This is a genomic window from Pseudogracilibacillus sp. SO30301A (assembly GCF_037072025.1).
Classification (GTDB): domain Bacteria; phylum Bacillota; class Bacilli; order Bacillales; family Amphibacillaceae; genus Pseudogracilibacillus.
The window spans coordinates 26,894-42,846 of sequence record NZ_JAXHDD010000027.1 but is presented as its reverse complement, the minus strand read 5'-3'; the positions used below and the strand labels follow the sequence as shown (position 1 = coordinate 42,846).

Here is a 15,953-nt window from a genome sequence, read left to right as displayed (position 1 = left end):
CTTACAAAATAAACCATAAACAATTCACTTATTAAATGTTACATAAAATAAATCTGTCATCTCATTGGAAAGAGATTTTAATAGAGTGATTACTTTACGGTATTCCATTCTAGTAGGACCAAATAAAGCAATGGTTCCTAATTGGTTTACACCTAATTTATATGTTGTCGTTATTAAACTGAAGTTTTTGATCGCTTCATTCTTATTTTCATTACCAATTGTCACTTTTAACCCATCATGCTGTTCTGCGAGCAATTTAATAATTTCGTCTTCATCTTCCAACATAGTATAAAACTCATAAATTTTTTCGACATCTTTAAATTCAGGCTGCATTAAAATATTCGATTGACCACCAACATATAGCTTTGCAGTATCATCATAACGAACAATTGACTGAATATATTCATACATTAGTTCATGCTCTGTAATATGTTGTTTCAATAATTCATATACTTCTGTTTGTAAAGTGTATGGTAATTTCACAATTGGTACACCTACAAGACGATCATTAAGTATATTAACAACTTTTTCAAAGTCTGAAACATTGAATCCTTTTGGTATCGAAAAGGATTTATGCTCAACATGTCCTGTGCTCGTTACTAAAATAGCAACAGCTGTCTGAGGGGTCAAATTTATTATTTGTATCTGCTTTAACGTCGCATCAACCTCATTGGGACCAAGAATGATCGCAGTATAGTTGGTTAATTGTGACAATACTTCGGCTGATAATTGAACAACATGTTCTAATTCAATCATATTATCTTGAATGATATTTTTAATAATAGCTATTTCTTTGTCTCTAATAGTCGGTGCTATCACATGATCTACATAATAACGGTATCCTTTTTCAGAAGGTATCCGTCCTGAAGAAGAATGCGTCTTTTCTAATAGCTCCATATCTTCTAGATCTGCCATTACGTTTCGAATCGTTGCAGCACTTAAATTAATTTTAGCTTTTTTTGAAATAGCACGAGATCCTATTGGATGTGCCGTCTCAATAAAATCATCAATGATCGATTGTAATATAAGTAATTGTCTTTTAGTTAACATGGATCCACCTCTGTTAGCACTCACATCTTCCGAGTGCTAATGCTATTAATAAATTATCAAATCCTATTTTTTTTGTCAATTAAGACGTCTCCTTTAGAGAGATGTTTTTTTCTTATTTTCCCTTACTTCGAATGGATTTATTACCAGTGAACGTGTAATTTTCAAAAGTTTATCATTCCACAACAAAACTGCTAAGTAAAATTTTGATGCAATGACCGCAAAAAACAACTATCCACAGCGCAACTCAATGGTGTTGCGGATAGGTAATGGCTAAATCATAAGATACGAGAAAAGAGCCTTAAAAAACGGATGGCCTTTTTAATTGCCTCCGTTTTCAAGTATAACTATTTTTCATCATTTAATTGTAAAACTGCCATGAACGCTTCTTGTGGGATTTCTACAGAGCCAACCATCTTCATTCGCTTTTTACCTTCTTTTTGTTTCTCCAGTAGCTTACGTTTACGAGTTACATCTCCACCGTATAGTTTTGCAGTTACATCTTTACGAACTGCTTTTATATTTGAGCGTGCTACAATATGATTACCTATCGCCGCTTGAACAGGCACTTCAAATTGTTGTCTCGGTATCAAATCTTTTAGTTTTTCAACAATTTGTTTTCCTCGGTTATAACTAAAGTCTTTGTGAACGATTACCGATAGCGCATCTATAGGTTCCCCGTGTAATAAAATGTCCATTTTAACTAAGTCAGATGGACGATTACTAATAAAATCATAGTCTAAGGATGCATACCCCTTCGTGTTTGATTTTAATTGATCAAAGAAATCAAATACTATCTCTGATAATGGCAATTCATAAATAACATTTACACGAATATCGTCCAAATATTGCATATCAATAAATTGTCCGCGTTTTCGTTGGCATAACTCCATTACAGCACCAACAAAATCATTCGGCACCATAATGGATGCTTTTACATAAGGTTCTAAAATTTCCTCAATCGATTGTGGGTCTGGCATTAAAGACGGATTATCAACTTTTATAACTTCCCCATCTGTTTTACGCACTTCATAGATTACACTAGGTGCTGTAGTAATCAAGTCAATATTAAATTCTCTTTCAATACGTTCCTGAATGATTTCCATATGAAGTAAACCGAGAAATCCACTTCTGAAACCAAATCCTAATGCTTGTGACGTTTCTGGTTCATATTGAAGGGATGAATCATTCAATTCTAACCGTTCAAGTGCTTCTCTAAGCGGATTATAATCATCCGAATTTACTGGATATAACCCACAGAAAACCATTGGATTCAGTTTCCGATACCCTGGAAGTGGAGTTGATGCACCATTTTCTGCAGTCGTAATTGTATCACCTACCCGTGTGTCCTTCACTTCTTTTATTGCAGCTGTTAAATACCCAACATCTCCAACAGTAAGTACCTCTTTACTAACAGCTTTTGGCGTCAATACTCCAAGTTCTAACACTTCATATTCTTTCTCACTTGCCATCATTTTAATTTTATCGCCTACTTTTACTTGTCCTTCTTTCACACATATAGAGGCAATAACACCACGATACGAATCATATAAGGAATCAAAAATTAATGCCCTTAATGGATCTTCTTCTTTACCTTCAGGTGCCGGAACACGTTCGACGATCCGCTCTAATATTGCTTCAATTCCAATATTCTCTTTCGCAGATGCTAAAATAACATCGTCTGGATCAATGCCGACAATATCTACTAACTCCTGTGTTACTCGTTCAGGATCCGCATTTGGTAAGTCGATCTTATTGATTACTGGAATAATTTCTAAATTATTATCTAAAGCTAAATAAACATTTGCGAGCGTCTGAGCTTCGATACCTTGAGCTGCATCAACTACTAAGATGGCTCCTTCACATGCCGCAAGACTTCTAGATACTTCATAGGTAAAGTCGACGTGTCCTGGCGTATCAATTAAATGGAAAGTATAATTTTCCCCATTTTTACTTTTATATTGCAGATGAACCGCATTTAACTTAATCGTTATCCCACGTTCCCGTTCTAAATCCATCGCATCTAAAAATTGTTCCTTCATTTCTCTTTCCGTTAAAGCTTGTGTATTTTCTAATATTCGATCTGCTAGAGTTGATTTTCCGTGATCAATATGAGCAATTATCGAAAAGTTGCGTACATTTTTTTGTCTATTATTCATTTGTTCGTGCTCACTCCTACACTTCTACCCAATTATATACATACTTTCCTATCGAGAATTATATCAATAGGATGCTTTTGTTTCAATATAATCATTCAATCAGTATAATATTTATGCGATAGATCTTTATACTCTTTTTCAGTCAAAGAATAAGTTTGCAATAGCATATAAAATATTAATAACAATTTCATAAGCAGTCGTTACAATTTTTTCAAAGAAAGATGCTGTTTTATGAATTAAATTTTCTCCGTTTTGTGCACTATACGTTTCAGATGATACTGGGGTAGACTCCATAATTTCTTGCTGTTCAATAATTGGTTCTTCCTTATTTGGATGAACTGTTATTCGGTCTTTTTCAAATGAACCATAGGACATTCCTCCAAAGAAAAACACTAACAAGAGTAATGAGATCGTTATAAAACGTGACATTTTTAACTCCTCCTAATTATTAACTTTCTCAGCTTCCCAATATATTTCGCTGAATACTTCAGCAAATACATCGGCCGTCCGATACATTTCTTCTAACGTATTATCATAACCTCCAATTTCTAACAATAATACCTTATCGTGTAAGTCTTGATTATAAACTCCATTTCCTTGTGACCCTTCTTTTGTAATGATCCCTTTACTTAAGCCAGGGTATTTCTCTTCTATTAAATAATGGATTTCTGTTGCTAACTTTAAATTTTTCTCATAATTTTTATTTTCTGCACCTATAATAAACAAAATTTGCGCATAATCCTTACCATTTATTTCTTTTGTAGTTTCTTTTCGAGGTAGAGCATCACGGTGAATGTCTAATATATATTGCAGATCTTTATTTTGACTGATTGCTTCTTGCACAACGGGTCTGGAAGCTTCATATGATCTTCCATACTTCCAACCTTTTTCATTTAAAACATTCATAATATCCGTATCATCCACATAAGAACCTATCCCATATGATTCCAGTGCACTTGCTAGTTTATCACTTACTTTCGTAATATTAACTTCTTTATGATGTGCAGCATTGGAATTCGTTTCATCAGGTAGATGCGGTAAAAAAGACTCTCTATTATGGCTATTATAAAGAAAAACTACTTTCCTTCCTTCTGTCGTAAATGGTTGTTCTACAGGATCCTTTTCTTCTTCAACGGAGTCATCAATCGCTTTTCGCTCTTTTAAAATTTCCTCAAGCGGTGGACCAGACTCATGTGCCAGTCCACTTAGCTCATTTAACCCTTCCCCTGCTACAATAACTTTATTTTCATAAGTTGAAAATCCGGGTATTTCTTGGCCTAAGATGCTCGTCAAATTATTTAATTGAATGCTAGTCACTAAATTAAATAACACTTCAGTAACTGGTCGTTCTGGTGTCACACCATGCATAAGATCAAAGCCCCTATTTTCCACACTAAATAATAATGAGAAAACAGATTGATCGACATTGCTCGTCCAGGATGAAAATATAGAGGATGAGAGACGAGAAGACGGCTTAGAAGTAGTGATAATCCCAATTGTCGTAAATAAAAGAATAATCACGAAAAACAAAATGATAATCTGTTTATAAAATGATTTCATAAACATTACGAAGCTATTGTTTAATTGATGGAACATACATATATCAACTACCTTTTTTGAATTGGATTACTATATTAAACTATGATGTCTTATGTCTAAATAGAACTTTTAATTGATATAATTCCATTTCAAACCAATAATAATAACCCGCTTTTTTTAAGAGCGAGTTAACAAAATGATTCGTATCTTTCCATAGATTTAATTTACTTTTGCATTATAGTTGAGGGAAACTGTTAGTAATGAGTGTTTGTAAACACAGTGCAGTTCGTCCTCGGAAGTCGCCTTCCAATTCAATCAACTATAGTAATAGTGAAATCCGCAGCAGTGTTCATCTTGCTCTTTTTTACCGAGAACAAAGGCGTGGGAGTCCGCCGCGGTGTTCTTCTACACTTTTTATCAGAAATAGAGGTGCGGGTGAATTAAGTTAAGCTGTATAGTACTATAACTAAAACCATCCCCGCTATGGAAATACATGGAAATCGCAGTGTATTTCCATAGCGGGTAATATGCTCAAAAATAAAATTTCAAGTTATTCAACAGTTTATGGATTTGGAACCAAAACAATGTAGTTCTCATTCTGGTTCGTTTTTTACCTAGTATATTGAGCACCTTCTTCAACAATCACTTTTTCATGTAAGGCTGCGTTTATACCTTGGGCAATTAAATGTGCCATATCCACCATATATCCATCAATTTCTTTAGGAGTTACAATTAAATTTTTCCCAGTTGGCGAAAGAACTTCCTCTAGTAAGGATCGTTTTTCTTGATCACTTAAATTACCAACTAATCCTAAAAACTTACTTCGATTTTCTTCGTCTGGCAAATCTTCATTTGTTAAATTTTCATGTTTAATTGACATGCTAGATGGTATCAAAGAACTCCTTGGTGTATCTTTTTCTTTTAATTCACGTCCCATATGCTTCAATAAGTAATCCAATGTATCACTAGCGATCGTTACAGCATCTACTACTGTCGGAACACCAACTGCAATAACTGGAATTCCAAGCGTTTCTCGACTAAGTTCCTTACGTTTGTTCCCAACACCAGACCCTGGATGAATACCTGTATCCGTTATCTGAATTGTTTCATTTATTCTTTCAATCGACCTTGATGCTAGTGCATCAATAACAATCACAAAATCTGGTTTAAATTTTTCAATGATACTCAATATAATATCACTTGTTTCCATTCCGGTAACACCCATCACTCCTGGTGATAAAGCTGCTACAGGACGGTATCCACTAGCTACATTTTCAAAGTTCAATTCAAAAAGATGGTTTGTAACCATCACTTTTTCTACTGTCATCGGTCCGAGTGCATCAGGCGTCACATTCCAGTTACCTAAACCTACAATCAAGCCTTTACTTCCTTGTTCAATTTTATTTTTTCTCATCATTTTTACAATTTGTGTAGCTAATACTTTAGCAGCATTTGATTGCATTTTCGTATCTTGTTTTTTCACTCCATCTGCAAAAATAGTAATATACGAACCAGGTTTTTTGTTTAATGATTTTTCCCCTTGTTCAGAAATCTCAATATGACTTACCTTTACATTATTGTATGTGTCATCCTTTACCGTTACACCCGGTACTTCTTCCGCCGGCTTTTCCTTTTCCACATACATATCTCTAGCTTCAACAGCTAAGTCTGTACGAACACCATATTGTTTTGGTTTATTTTCTTCATTTTTTCCCATCATGTTCACGTCCCTTTTTTGCATAATTATAGGACTTATAGTATTACCTTTTTTAAATAATTAATGTACAAATATTGAAATGGAAGGCTAAATCTGATAAAATACCTTTTGTCTAATATATTGATATCAGTTTTATTCCGACATTGAGTACTTTAATCAGATACTTAATTTAAATTCTGAATGGTACAGTTAAGTGGTAACAGGAGGTGACCTCATGGCTAATTTAAAATCTGCGATTAAAAGAGTAAATACGAATAATAAAAAAAGAGCACGTAATCAAGCTGTTAAATCTGATATGCGTACACATATAAAACAAGTTGAAAAATTAATTGAAGCAAATGATGTGGAAAATGCAAAAACTGCATTTCAATCAACAGCTAGAGTAATTGATAAAGCAGTACAAAAAGGTGTTATCCATAAAAATAACGGTAACCGTCATAAAGTACGTTTAGCAAAAAAATTAAATAAAGTAACTGCGTAACTCATCGTTGCTTTATTTAGATGTAACTATTATAAAAAAACGATCCTAATTATTAGGATCGTTTTTTAATACGCAATTATTTTATATAACAACATCTCAAATGCCATTCCTTTATCCATCTTCCCTCGTTTGATCGCTGCGTCTGTGTTCGTTAATTCATTAATAATTTCGGAAAGTCTTTCGTTATTAAATGAACTGCTTCTTTTAGACGCCAATTGAACTACATATGGATGTACATTGATTGTTTTTGGAATTTGTTGATAAGAATGTCCTTTTTGCTTTAACAATTTCACTTGATAGATAATTCGAAATTGATAAGCAAGGAATGCGATGAGTCCAATAGGGTTTTCTCCTTTTCTTTCTAAATCTTTATATATTTTAATTGCAGCATACAAATCCTTCTTTAAGACTGCATCAATTAGTTCAAATGCGCTAAAAGAGAGCGATGCAGAAATAATTTCTTTTGCTATTTCTTGTGTAACCTCACCCTTCTCTCCCACATAAAGAGATAATTTTTCCATTTCTTGTTGTAGTAAGTATAAATTATTTTCAAATTCAGATTCTAATAAATAAAGTGCGTCTTCAGTCATAGTTAGTTGATGGTTTTGTGCCATATAGTTAATCCATTTCCGTAATTCATTTTCTTTAATTGGATTACAATCTATAAATTCAGTTTGTTTTTTTAACATTTTTGTTACTTTTTTTCGTGCATCAATTTTTTCATAGGGAGCAATCAACACAAGTATAGAATAGGGTACCGGATTTTCAACATATTCTTCCATTTTTTGTACATCATGAGTAAATGGCAGACTATCGGCTTTCGTTTTTAAAAAGACAGGATCTGTAGCGATTATTATTTTTTTTTCATTAAAAAAGGGTAATGTTTCAACGTCTGTCAACACTTCTTGGATAGAAGTTTCTTTTAAGTCATATGTAGTTATATCATCACTTATCTCACTTGCAATTTTACGAATCAATGTTGTTTTAAATTGTTCAATAAAATAACGTTCTGTTCCACACAAAACGTAAATCGGACTAATTTTTCCTTTTTTTATTTCTTGTAGAGTTTTGTTTAGAGATGACATAATTTATCATTCCTTTATTGTGTCTATGTTAATAATAGCAAAATTCATTGGTTATTGATATAATTTATGCACATACTAAAATTGAATCATAATTTAAATATGAATTTATGGTGATACTAGATTTATCTCTTATTTTATTTTATACTATGAGCAGACATAGGAGGCGAAAAACATGAATGAATTTGAAAAAGACCCACAGGAAAAAACCAATGATGTTCCTCATGCAGTAGCTGGTTTTATAAGTTCTTTTGTATTTTTTGTTTTGATTTTTGCAATTGGGACTACAATTAGTTTTATTAATTAATACATAGAAGCAAAATAGAGGCTGAGACAAAATGTTTTGTCATAAAAATCCGAACTAAAATTAAATTAGTTCGGATTTTTCTTTTACTCGCTCATATAAATTTGTTCTCATTTTTCCATAAACTTTTGAGCCTGGCGCTACTGAAATATAATAAAAACTTGCCTTAATTTTTACCCAATTTATCGGTAAAATACCGCTTCGGCAGAAAACTACGCTTTCCACGGGCACGGCCTTCAGCCTCCGAAGCACAGGACGTGCAAGTGCAAATCTTTACGGTGGGGCGAGCATTTGGCGCAGTCCCAGGTATTGCGACACGACGTCGCGCACTTAACCTGCCTCACAGAAAGACCACCTCTGCGGGGTCTTCAGACACGTGCTCTTTCCGTAGGAGTCTTCGTATTCTGCCTACGCTAGTATGAATTCTAAATTAAAGAATTGCCTTTTGTCCAATAAATCTGTCCCAGCGGAAGAAATACATGGAGACTCCAGCAGGAGGAAAGGCCTAGGTGAGACAACTAAAGTCGCGTAGCACAAGGAAGGCTCATCAGCCGCCTGCGGAAAGCGGAATGTATTTCCGCAGCGGTGGGAAAATTACTTTCCAAATTTACTGCACAGCTTCCTTCAACTGCGATTTAATCATCAAAACCTTATAATCTCTTTCGTTTGATAAAGTTTAGTTAATGACTCTCCTATTGATCATGTCCTAAAAAAGATTGAAAGATGCCGGAATTGTCCTTAAAAATATATTGAACCGCTCCTTCTTGATCTGTCCGGTATATAACCAAATTTTCAGATTCAAGTGTCTCTATCACTTCTGTGGTCGGATGTCCGTACCGATTATCTTTACCAGCAGATATGAGTGCATATTTTGCATTGATTTCCTTTATAAAATCTTGATCAGTCGATGTATTACTTCCGTGGTGTCCAACTTTTAACACCCTACAGATAATCTAGGAAAATCTTGAAGAATTTGACGCTCTATTTCTACACCAGCATCCCCTGTAAATATCCAGCTTTTCCCTCCTAGCTCTGTATATAAAACAAGTGAATTTTCATTATCTGATTGTTTATTTTGTTTTGGTGACAATACATGAAATAATTGACCTTTTCTTGATACTACTTCATTGAATAAAGCAGTATATACTTCTATCCCCTTGTTCTTCCAAAGTTTAATTTCTTCTTCTGGTGATTCATGGAACTCGCTAATAATAATCTCATCTACTTTTGTATCTTCAATTAAGTACTCTATACTGCCAGTGTGATCTAAATCTCGATGACTTAAAAAAATCGTGTCAATTTTGTGTATTCCTCTACCATGTAAATAAGGTTTAATAATATGTCTATATACTTTGTCAGTTGGTGAAAAGTCTGGAAATGATAATGAAGCACCAGCATCCACAATAAATACTCCTTTACGATATGGTAGTTCAATTATATAAGCATCCCCTTGTCCGATATCGAGCATAGTTATTGTTCCAATCGGTGAAAAATATGGTCGTAACGTTAAAAAAATTAAAAGCAATGCTAAACAAAAACCATGTTGAAAAGATTTTAATACATTCTTTTTTTCCAAGTTCATCATCATATAGAAAAATAGAAAATAATAAATACATGCATAATAAATCGGAAAATCCCCTATAATTAGAGGGGTATTTGCATATGTGTCGATGAACTGAATAAATTTAAGTACCAAATTATGAATAAATAAAAAATAGTTTTCGATAAACTGTAATATAAATGATGGGAAAAAAAGTAAAATAAAAAAGGAAAACATTAAGGGGATTACAAATAAAGAAAAATAAGGAACGACAATTAAATTTAGTAGAATAGATGCAGGCTGAAAAATAGAGAAATAATGAATTTGTAAAGGGAGAATAATCATTTGCGAAATAAAGCTAATTTGTAAAATGCGTTCTGTATTTGTTTTCGTCTGCTTTAAATAATTACTAGAAATAATTAAACCAAACGTAACTGCAAAAGAAAATTGAAAACCAATGTGAAAAACGATAAATTTATTTATCAAAATAAGAAGTAGAAAAATAATACTAATAATATCTGTGTAACTATATGCAAACTTACTTTTTTGTATCCAGATAACAAATAGAACCATCAGACTGGCACGCCACACAGAAGGTTCCCCTCCTGCCAAAATGGCGTAAAGAGGTAAAAATATCATAATGAAACTCTGTGCATTCTCTTTTGTCGTTATCCCAAGACGAACGATGACAAAATACAAAATACCAACAATAATACCAATATGCAAACCTGAGATTGCTAAAATATGTGATAGACTCCAGCGCTGAAACAACTCAATAATTTCTTGATCAATAAGTTCATCTTTGCCAAGAACCAATGCCTGCATCCACGCAGCCGTTGTCGGATGTAATTTTTCTATCGATTTATTTAATAAAGTAGATCGTAAGGAATAAATATACTCTAAGTAAGAGTGCTTATCACAAACAGAGTTCTCTAGCGAAGTAAGCATTAATTGATAGTTGAGTCCTTGATTAGATAAATACTTTTGATAATCAAATTGATAAGGATTTCGTGCACCTTCCGGAATAGTTAAGGTTCCCTCTAACGTACAATTAGCACCACTTTGAAACTGATTTAATCGTGTAGGATCTTCATTATCATCATTTTGATTGGTAAAATAAATTACTACTATTTTTTCATCCAAGTTTTCTTCTCGGAATAAAAATTCCATTTTATTTTCTGAATGGTCAATCGGGCCAACTATTTTTCCTTTGTGAAAATCAATTTTTTCCTCGTTTAACTGCAGATGCGACGTATTTGGATGGGGTATGTAATTATAGAAAAATAATAATGAAAAGATCGACACAATAAATACAAGAACAGGTAACTTTTTATAAATTAATAAATAAAGCAACCAAAGTACAAAGGGGATGTATAAATATTTATTTGAAGACATGATGATAATAATACTTATTACCCCACTAAAAGCAATAATATACCAGTAGTTTTTTAGCATTACTTCCGTAACCCAAAATAGGGTAGTTATCACCTCAACATTCTTTTGTAATGTATTATTGTCTATTCGTCTATCCGTGTGACAGAAATATCTGTTAACTCTATTTGATGAATGCTTACATTTGCTTCTTCAAATAATTTAATTGCCAATTCGTGATTTCGATAATCCGCTTCATAATAGACTCGTTTTATTCCTGACTGAATAATTTGTTTACAACATTGCAGACAAGGAAAATGTGTCACGTATAGATCCGTATCATTTGTTGCTACCCCAAATTTAGCACATTGTAAGAGAGCATTTGCTTCAGCATGGACAGTTCTAACACAATGACCATCTACAATATAGCACCCATTATCAATACAATGGTCTCCATCGGCTACACTGCCATTATAACCACTGGCGATAATTCGATTTTCTCTTACGATTACCGCTCCTACCATTAATCTCGTACATGTACTACGCAAGGCAACGAGTCGAGCTTGTCCCATGAAATATTGATCCCAAGAAATTCTTCCCACTTTTATTCACTCCGTTTATCAAGGTATAATAATAAATTCCTTTACATTTTCTAATGTTTTTTCACCAATTCCATTAACTTGCAGAAGATCATCTACTTGTTGAAACATTCCATTTTCTTCTCGAAAATCGATAATGGCTTGTGCTTTTGCCGGACCTATTCCATTTAATTGTTCAATTTCTTCTTTTGTTGCCTGATTTAATCTTATTTTTTGTTCATTGTCTTGGTGACTAACTACAGGTGAAGGGTTTGTACTTTCTTCTCCTAGCTTCGGTACAATTAAGACCATTTCATCATGTACCTTTTCAGCTAAATTAATTTGATTTTGATCAGCTTCCTTTGTAAAACCGCCGGCGGCATCTATGCTGTCAATGACTCGTGTACCTTGTTCAATTTCATAGACCCCCGGTTTTTCAACCTCTCCTTTTATATCGACCATAATTGTAGATTCAATTAATTCATCACTTTCTTGTTCTAAATGTTCAATAGGTTGTTGATCTTCTTCACTGTCAAGATTATCAAGTTCATTTGTCTCTTGATTACGCATCAATAAAATTCCTATTACAATAGCGAAAACAATAGATATAATAATTTTATATTTTTTAATTAATCGAATCAATTAGAGACACTCCCCTCCTCTTCTTCAGAATCAAATACATTATAAGTAGTATTTTACCTTTTGTAAAATTGCCAAAAAAATAAAAAAAGTTGAGAAAGTAAATATTTCTCAACTATTTTTCAGCAACAATAAAAATCCGTTCACTATTTTTTTCGGAAAAATCATTTTCAATATTAAAGTCTGCATAAAAATGAATTTTACTAAATCCACTTCTTTTTAATAATTGTGTATACACATTAAGTTCATATGTCTGCTGATGATGCATTTCATCAAAGCGAATATACTTCTCATCTTCTTTTTGAAAAAATGTTAAATAATGAAACATTTCACCAGGTAATTCCCCTTGTTCACAATCCCAAATGTAAACAAGTTCCTCCGTCACTTCTGAAAAAGTTTCATCCCTTAAATAATTATTGGCATAATTCATACTGTGTACATCAAATATAAACATTCCTTCAGGTAATAAACTATTATATACTCGATTAAATACAGATATTAATTCTTCTTTTTTAACAATGTAATTCATGACATCACAATAACTAACAAATAAATCGACTTTAGTAAATCCTTCCATATTCCGTATATCTTGATGAATCCAGCTTACATCAACATTTGCTTTCAACGCTCTATCGGCAGCAGCCGTTAACATGTCGGATGAAAAGTCAATTCCTATTACATCAAATCCTAACTTTGCTAAATTAACAGTGATTACTCCAGTTCCACAACCGAGATCAACAATATTTTGGACTTCTTTATTATGAATACTTATTTGTTGTAATGTAAAATTCGTCCATGCTTTATAAGGAGCATGTTCCATTAATTTATCATATACGTAGGCAAAACGGTTGTAAGTCGTCATATTAGTCTTTTTGCTCTCCCAAGGATACCTCTACAGCATCTCCCCATAAGCGTTCTAAATTATAGTAAGCACGTTCATCTCTGTGGAATATATGGCAAATTATATCACCAACATCAATCAAAATCCACCTAGCATGTTCAAAGCCTTCTATTCTTTTAACATGAAGCCCTTTTTCTTCTAAAGATTCTTTGATGAAATGAGCAATTGCCTGAACTTGCCTTTCATTATTTCCGTGGCAGATAACGAAATAATCGGCAACAGGTGTTAGATTCTCCATATTTAATGCTATACAGTTTTCGGCCTTTCTATCTTCACATGCTTCTATAACAGTTTGTAGAATTTGTTTTACGTTCATCCTATTATTACCCCTCCCATTTTTTTGTTAACTGATTATAAGCATAAAATGTATCAGGAAAAATGGTTATCCCTTTTCTTACTAAATGCATAATGGTATTCCCTAATACTTTTAAAGCTGCTTTCTCTAAATCTACTTTCACTAAATTTCTGACTTCTTCCACACCTGGAAAATTCCTTCCAGGTTCAATATAATCTGCAACAAATATAATCATTTCTAACTTGGTCATATTTGCTCTAGCAGTTGTATGATAATAAATTGCATGCAATACGTCTTCATCCAAAATTTCGAACTTTTCCTTAGCTACCTTCGCACCAACCGGTCCATGCCATAATTCCTTATTATAATTTAGTAACTCTCTTGGAAGGTTATACTGTATTATTTGCCTTTTCAACTCTTCCTCTTGATCACATTTTGCATAATCATGCAAAAGTGCTGCCAATTTAGTTCGTTCAATCGATTCATTATATTTTCTCGCTAATTGTTCCGCTGTTTTTGCGACTCTCAAAGTATGTTCATATCTTGATTTTGTTAATCTTTGTTTCACCACATTCTGAGCTTCATTCAGATTCATACAATCGATGCTCCTTTATGTATGTTAGTACTGCATTTGGTAAAAAAAATTGGACCGGTAAACCTTTTTCTATTCGATGTTTCACCTCTGTCGAAGAAATATCAATCAATGGAACCTTAACCTCCATTACAGAATAAGCAGTATCCATTTTAAACCCAGGACGTTTAACGCCGACAAATTGAATCTTTTTTTCTAATTTCTCGATATCTTTCCAATATGGTAAATACTCGACCATATCAGCACCAATAATAAAATAAAAATTCACATCACGATGTATTTCTTTCAATGTATTGATTGTATCAATAGTATACGATTTACCGATTCGATTACATTCAATAGTATTTACCTTAAAATAGTTAATTTTTTCAATTACAGCATTTAGCATATTAACCCGATGATGCTTAGCCATCATTGCCTTCTTTTTATGTGGAGGTTCATTCGTAGGAATAAACCAAATTTCATCAAGCTGCAACTGATGTTTTACTTCATCTGCAATAATAAAGTGCCCGATATGTGGAGGATCAAAAGTTCCACCTAAAATACCTATTTGTTTCATATTTACTCCTTAACCTATTCAGGTAAAACAATCATTTTATTTTCTTCAGATTCTTTATATAAAATAATATTATTACCGATGATTTGCACAATTTCTGCATCGGCATCTGTTGCAATTTGTTCTGCAACAACCTCTTTGTCTTCCAAACAGTTTTGTAAAATACTTATCTTAATTAATTCTCTTTTTTCTAAAACATCTTTTAATTGCTCAATCATATTATTCGTTACTCCACTTTTTCCTACTTGAAAAATGGCTTTCAAATGATGAGCTTTTGCTCGTAAAAATCTCTTTTGTTTGCCAGATAACATCATAACTCAACCTTCCAAAATTTTTTGTAATGCCTCATCCATATTTTTCATATTTGGTTGTTCACCTGTCCATATTTCGAAGGCATATTGCGCTTGATATAGTAACATTGTATGGCCAAAGTGAATGGATCTATGTAATGATTTTGCTTGCTGTAAAAATGAAGTCATAAGCGGCTGATAGACAATGTCACTAACAACTGCTTTTTCTTTCAAACGATGAAGTGAAATAATCGATTTATCGTGATTAGGCTTCATTCCAACTGAAGTGGTTTGGATAATTACATCAAATGCTTCTAATTGACCTTCTGCTTCTTGTAATGTCATAATACGTTCATTTGTATTCAATATATTTTTGGCTTTTTCTATTGATCTGTTTGCAATCATAATATCATGAAATCCATGATGGATAAGTGCATGATAAATCCCTTTTGCTGCACCACCTGCACCTAAGATTAATATTCTTTTTTCTTTATCATTTGCTAGTTCTGGAAACTTACTAAGAAGTGATCTTAAATAGCCAATACCATCCGTATTATAACCAATCCACTTACCACTTTTACATAAAACAGTATTTACTGCTCCAATTTTTTTTGCTTGGTCATCAAGTTCATCTAAATATGCTAGAATTTTTTCCTTATAAGGAACTGTTACGTTAAATCCATTCAATTCCTGTGCTTTTAATTTTTTAATTTCTTCCAAAAAGTTTTTTTCAGTACGTATCTCCATAATCGAATAAGATCCGTCAATATTTGTACGTTCAAAAAATTGTGTATGGATCCATGGTGAAAGAGAATGTTTAATTGGATAACCAATTAATCCTAACGTATAACTCATTTATACC

The 15,953-nt window shown here is 32.9% G+C and carries 17 protein-coding genes and 1 pseudogene; 2 read left to right on the top strand and 16 right to left on the bottom strand.

Annotation, left to right across the window (positions count from 1 at the left end; genetic code table 11):
• Positions 1–24 precede the first annotated feature (24 nt).
• From hrcA to gpr, 5 genes are all read right to left on the bottom strand, one after another.
• The gene (gene hrcA / locus SPD89_RS13620; protein WP_336262497.1) at positions 25–1,050 is read right to left on the bottom strand and encodes a heat-inducible transcriptional repressor HrcA; all 1,026 of its coding nucleotides are present in this window, start codon (positions 1,048–1,050) and stop codon (positions 25–27) included.
• A 344-nt stretch (positions 1,051–1,394) separates the two neighbouring features.
• Entirely contained in the window at positions 1,395–3,206 is a 1,812-nt protein-coding gene (gene lepA, locus SPD89_RS13615) for a translation elongation factor 4 (RefSeq protein ID WP_336262496.1), read from the bottom strand.
• Between the two features lie 138 nt (positions 3,207–3,344).
• On the bottom strand, positions 3,345–3,635 hold the full coding sequence (locus SPD89_RS13610) for a hypothetical protein (protein ID WP_336262495.1): 291 nt from the start codon (positions 3,633–3,635) through the stop codon (positions 3,345–3,347).
• A 12-nt stretch (positions 3,636–3,647) separates the two neighbouring features.
• Positions 3,648–4,574 carry a stage II sporulation protein P gene (spoIIP, locus tag SPD89_RS13605; protein ID WP_336262494.1) on the bottom strand — a complete coding sequence of 309 codons (927 nt, stop codon included), beginning with the start codon at positions 4,572–4,574 and terminating at the stop codon, positions 3,648–3,650.
• A 781-nt stretch (positions 4,575–5,355) separates the two neighbouring features.
• The gene (gpr, locus tag SPD89_RS13600) at positions 5,356–6,462 is read right to left on the bottom strand and encodes a GPR endopeptidase (RefSeq protein WP_336262493.1); all 1,107 of its coding nucleotides are present in this window, start codon (positions 6,460–6,462) and stop codon (positions 5,356–5,358) included.
• A 214-nt stretch (positions 6,463–6,676) separates the two neighbouring features.
• Between gpr and rpsT the strand changes: the two genes are divergently transcribed.
• Positions 6,677–6,943: a 30S ribosomal protein S20 gene (rpsT, locus tag SPD89_RS13595; protein ID WP_336262492.1), complete on the top strand. Its 267-nt coding sequence runs from the start codon at positions 6,677–6,679 to the stop codon at positions 6,941–6,943.
• Positions 6,944–7,008: 65 nt separating this feature from the next.
• On the opposite strand, the gene holA is transcribed toward rpsT, so the two are convergent.
• Positions 7,009–8,028, bottom strand: coding sequence for a DNA polymerase III subunit delta (holA, locus tag SPD89_RS13590; protein WP_336262491.1), 1,020 nt, complete (start codon positions 8,026–8,028; stop codon positions 7,009–7,011).
• Between the two features lie 172 nt (positions 8,029–8,200).
• On the opposite strand from holA, the gene SPD89_RS13585 reads away from it, so the two are divergent.
• A complete protein-coding gene (locus SPD89_RS13585; RefSeq protein ID WP_336262490.1) occupies positions 8,201–8,332 on the top strand; it encodes a YqzM family protein in 132 nt (43 codons plus the stop codon).
• A 689-nt stretch (positions 8,333–9,021) separates the two neighbouring features.
• Here SPD89_RS13585 and SPD89_RS13580 read toward each other — a convergent pair.
• From SPD89_RS13580 to aroE, 10 genes and pseudogenes are all read right to left on the bottom strand, one after another.
• Positions 9,022–9,270 (bottom strand): ComEC/Rec2 family competence protein, encoded by a 249-nt coding sequence (locus tag SPD89_RS13580; protein ID WP_336262489.1) that lies wholly within the window; start codon positions 9,268–9,270, stop codon positions 9,022–9,024.
• Positions 9,264–11,324 (bottom strand): DNA internalization-related competence protein ComEC/Rec2, encoded by a 2,061-nt coding sequence (locus tag SPD89_RS13575; protein WP_336262488.1) that lies wholly within the window; start codon positions 11,322–11,324, stop codon positions 9,264–9,266. The genes SPD89_RS13580 and SPD89_RS13575 overlap by 7 nt, the downstream gene beginning before the upstream one ends.
• 80 nt (positions 11,325–11,404) lie before the next feature.
• Positions 11,405–11,842 (bottom strand): annotated as a pseudogene (locus SPD89_RS13570) (ComE operon protein 2); the annotation flags it as partial.
• Positions 11,843–11,860: 18 nt separating this feature from the next.
• On the bottom strand, positions 11,861–12,460 hold the full coding sequence (locus SPD89_RS13565; RefSeq protein ID WP_336262487.1) for a helix-hairpin-helix domain-containing protein: 600 nt from the start codon (positions 12,458–12,460) through the stop codon (positions 11,861–11,863).
• 112 nt (positions 12,461–12,572) lie between these two features.
• Positions 12,573–13,319: a class I SAM-dependent DNA methyltransferase gene (locus SPD89_RS13560; protein ID WP_336262486.1), complete on the bottom strand. Its 747-nt coding sequence runs from the start codon at positions 13,317–13,319 to the stop codon at positions 12,573–12,575.
• A gap of 1 nt (position 13,320) precedes the next feature.
• Positions 13,321–13,674: a ribosome silencing factor gene (rsfS, locus tag SPD89_RS13555; RefSeq protein ID WP_336262485.1), complete on the bottom strand. Its 354-nt coding sequence runs from the start codon at positions 13,672–13,674 to the stop codon at positions 13,321–13,323.
• Between the two features lie 7 nt (positions 13,675–13,681).
• The gene (gene yqeK / locus SPD89_RS13550; protein ID WP_336262484.1) at positions 13,682–14,248 is read right to left on the bottom strand and encodes a bis(5'-nucleosyl)-tetraphosphatase (symmetrical) YqeK; all 567 of its coding nucleotides are present in this window, start codon (positions 14,246–14,248) and stop codon (positions 13,682–13,684) included.
• Positions 14,235–14,804, bottom strand: a complete 570-nt coding sequence (locus tag SPD89_RS13545; RefSeq protein ID WP_336262483.1) for a nicotinate-nucleotide adenylyltransferase — start codon at positions 14,802–14,804, stop codon at positions 14,235–14,237. Before SPD89_RS13545 ends, yqeK begins: the two co-directional genes overlap by 14 nt.
• A 14-nt stretch (positions 14,805–14,818) precedes the next feature.
• The gene (yhbY, locus tag SPD89_RS13540; protein ID WP_336262514.1) at positions 14,819–15,112 is read right to left on the bottom strand and encodes a ribosome assembly RNA-binding protein YhbY; all 294 of its coding nucleotides are present in this window, start codon (positions 15,110–15,112) and stop codon (positions 14,819–14,821) included.
• Between the two features lie 6 nt (positions 15,113–15,118).
• On the bottom strand, positions 15,119–15,946 hold the full coding sequence (aroE, locus tag SPD89_RS13535) for a shikimate dehydrogenase (RefSeq protein WP_336262482.1): 828 nt from the start codon (positions 15,944–15,946) through the stop codon (positions 15,119–15,121).
• Positions 15,947–15,953 lie beyond the last annotated feature (7 nt).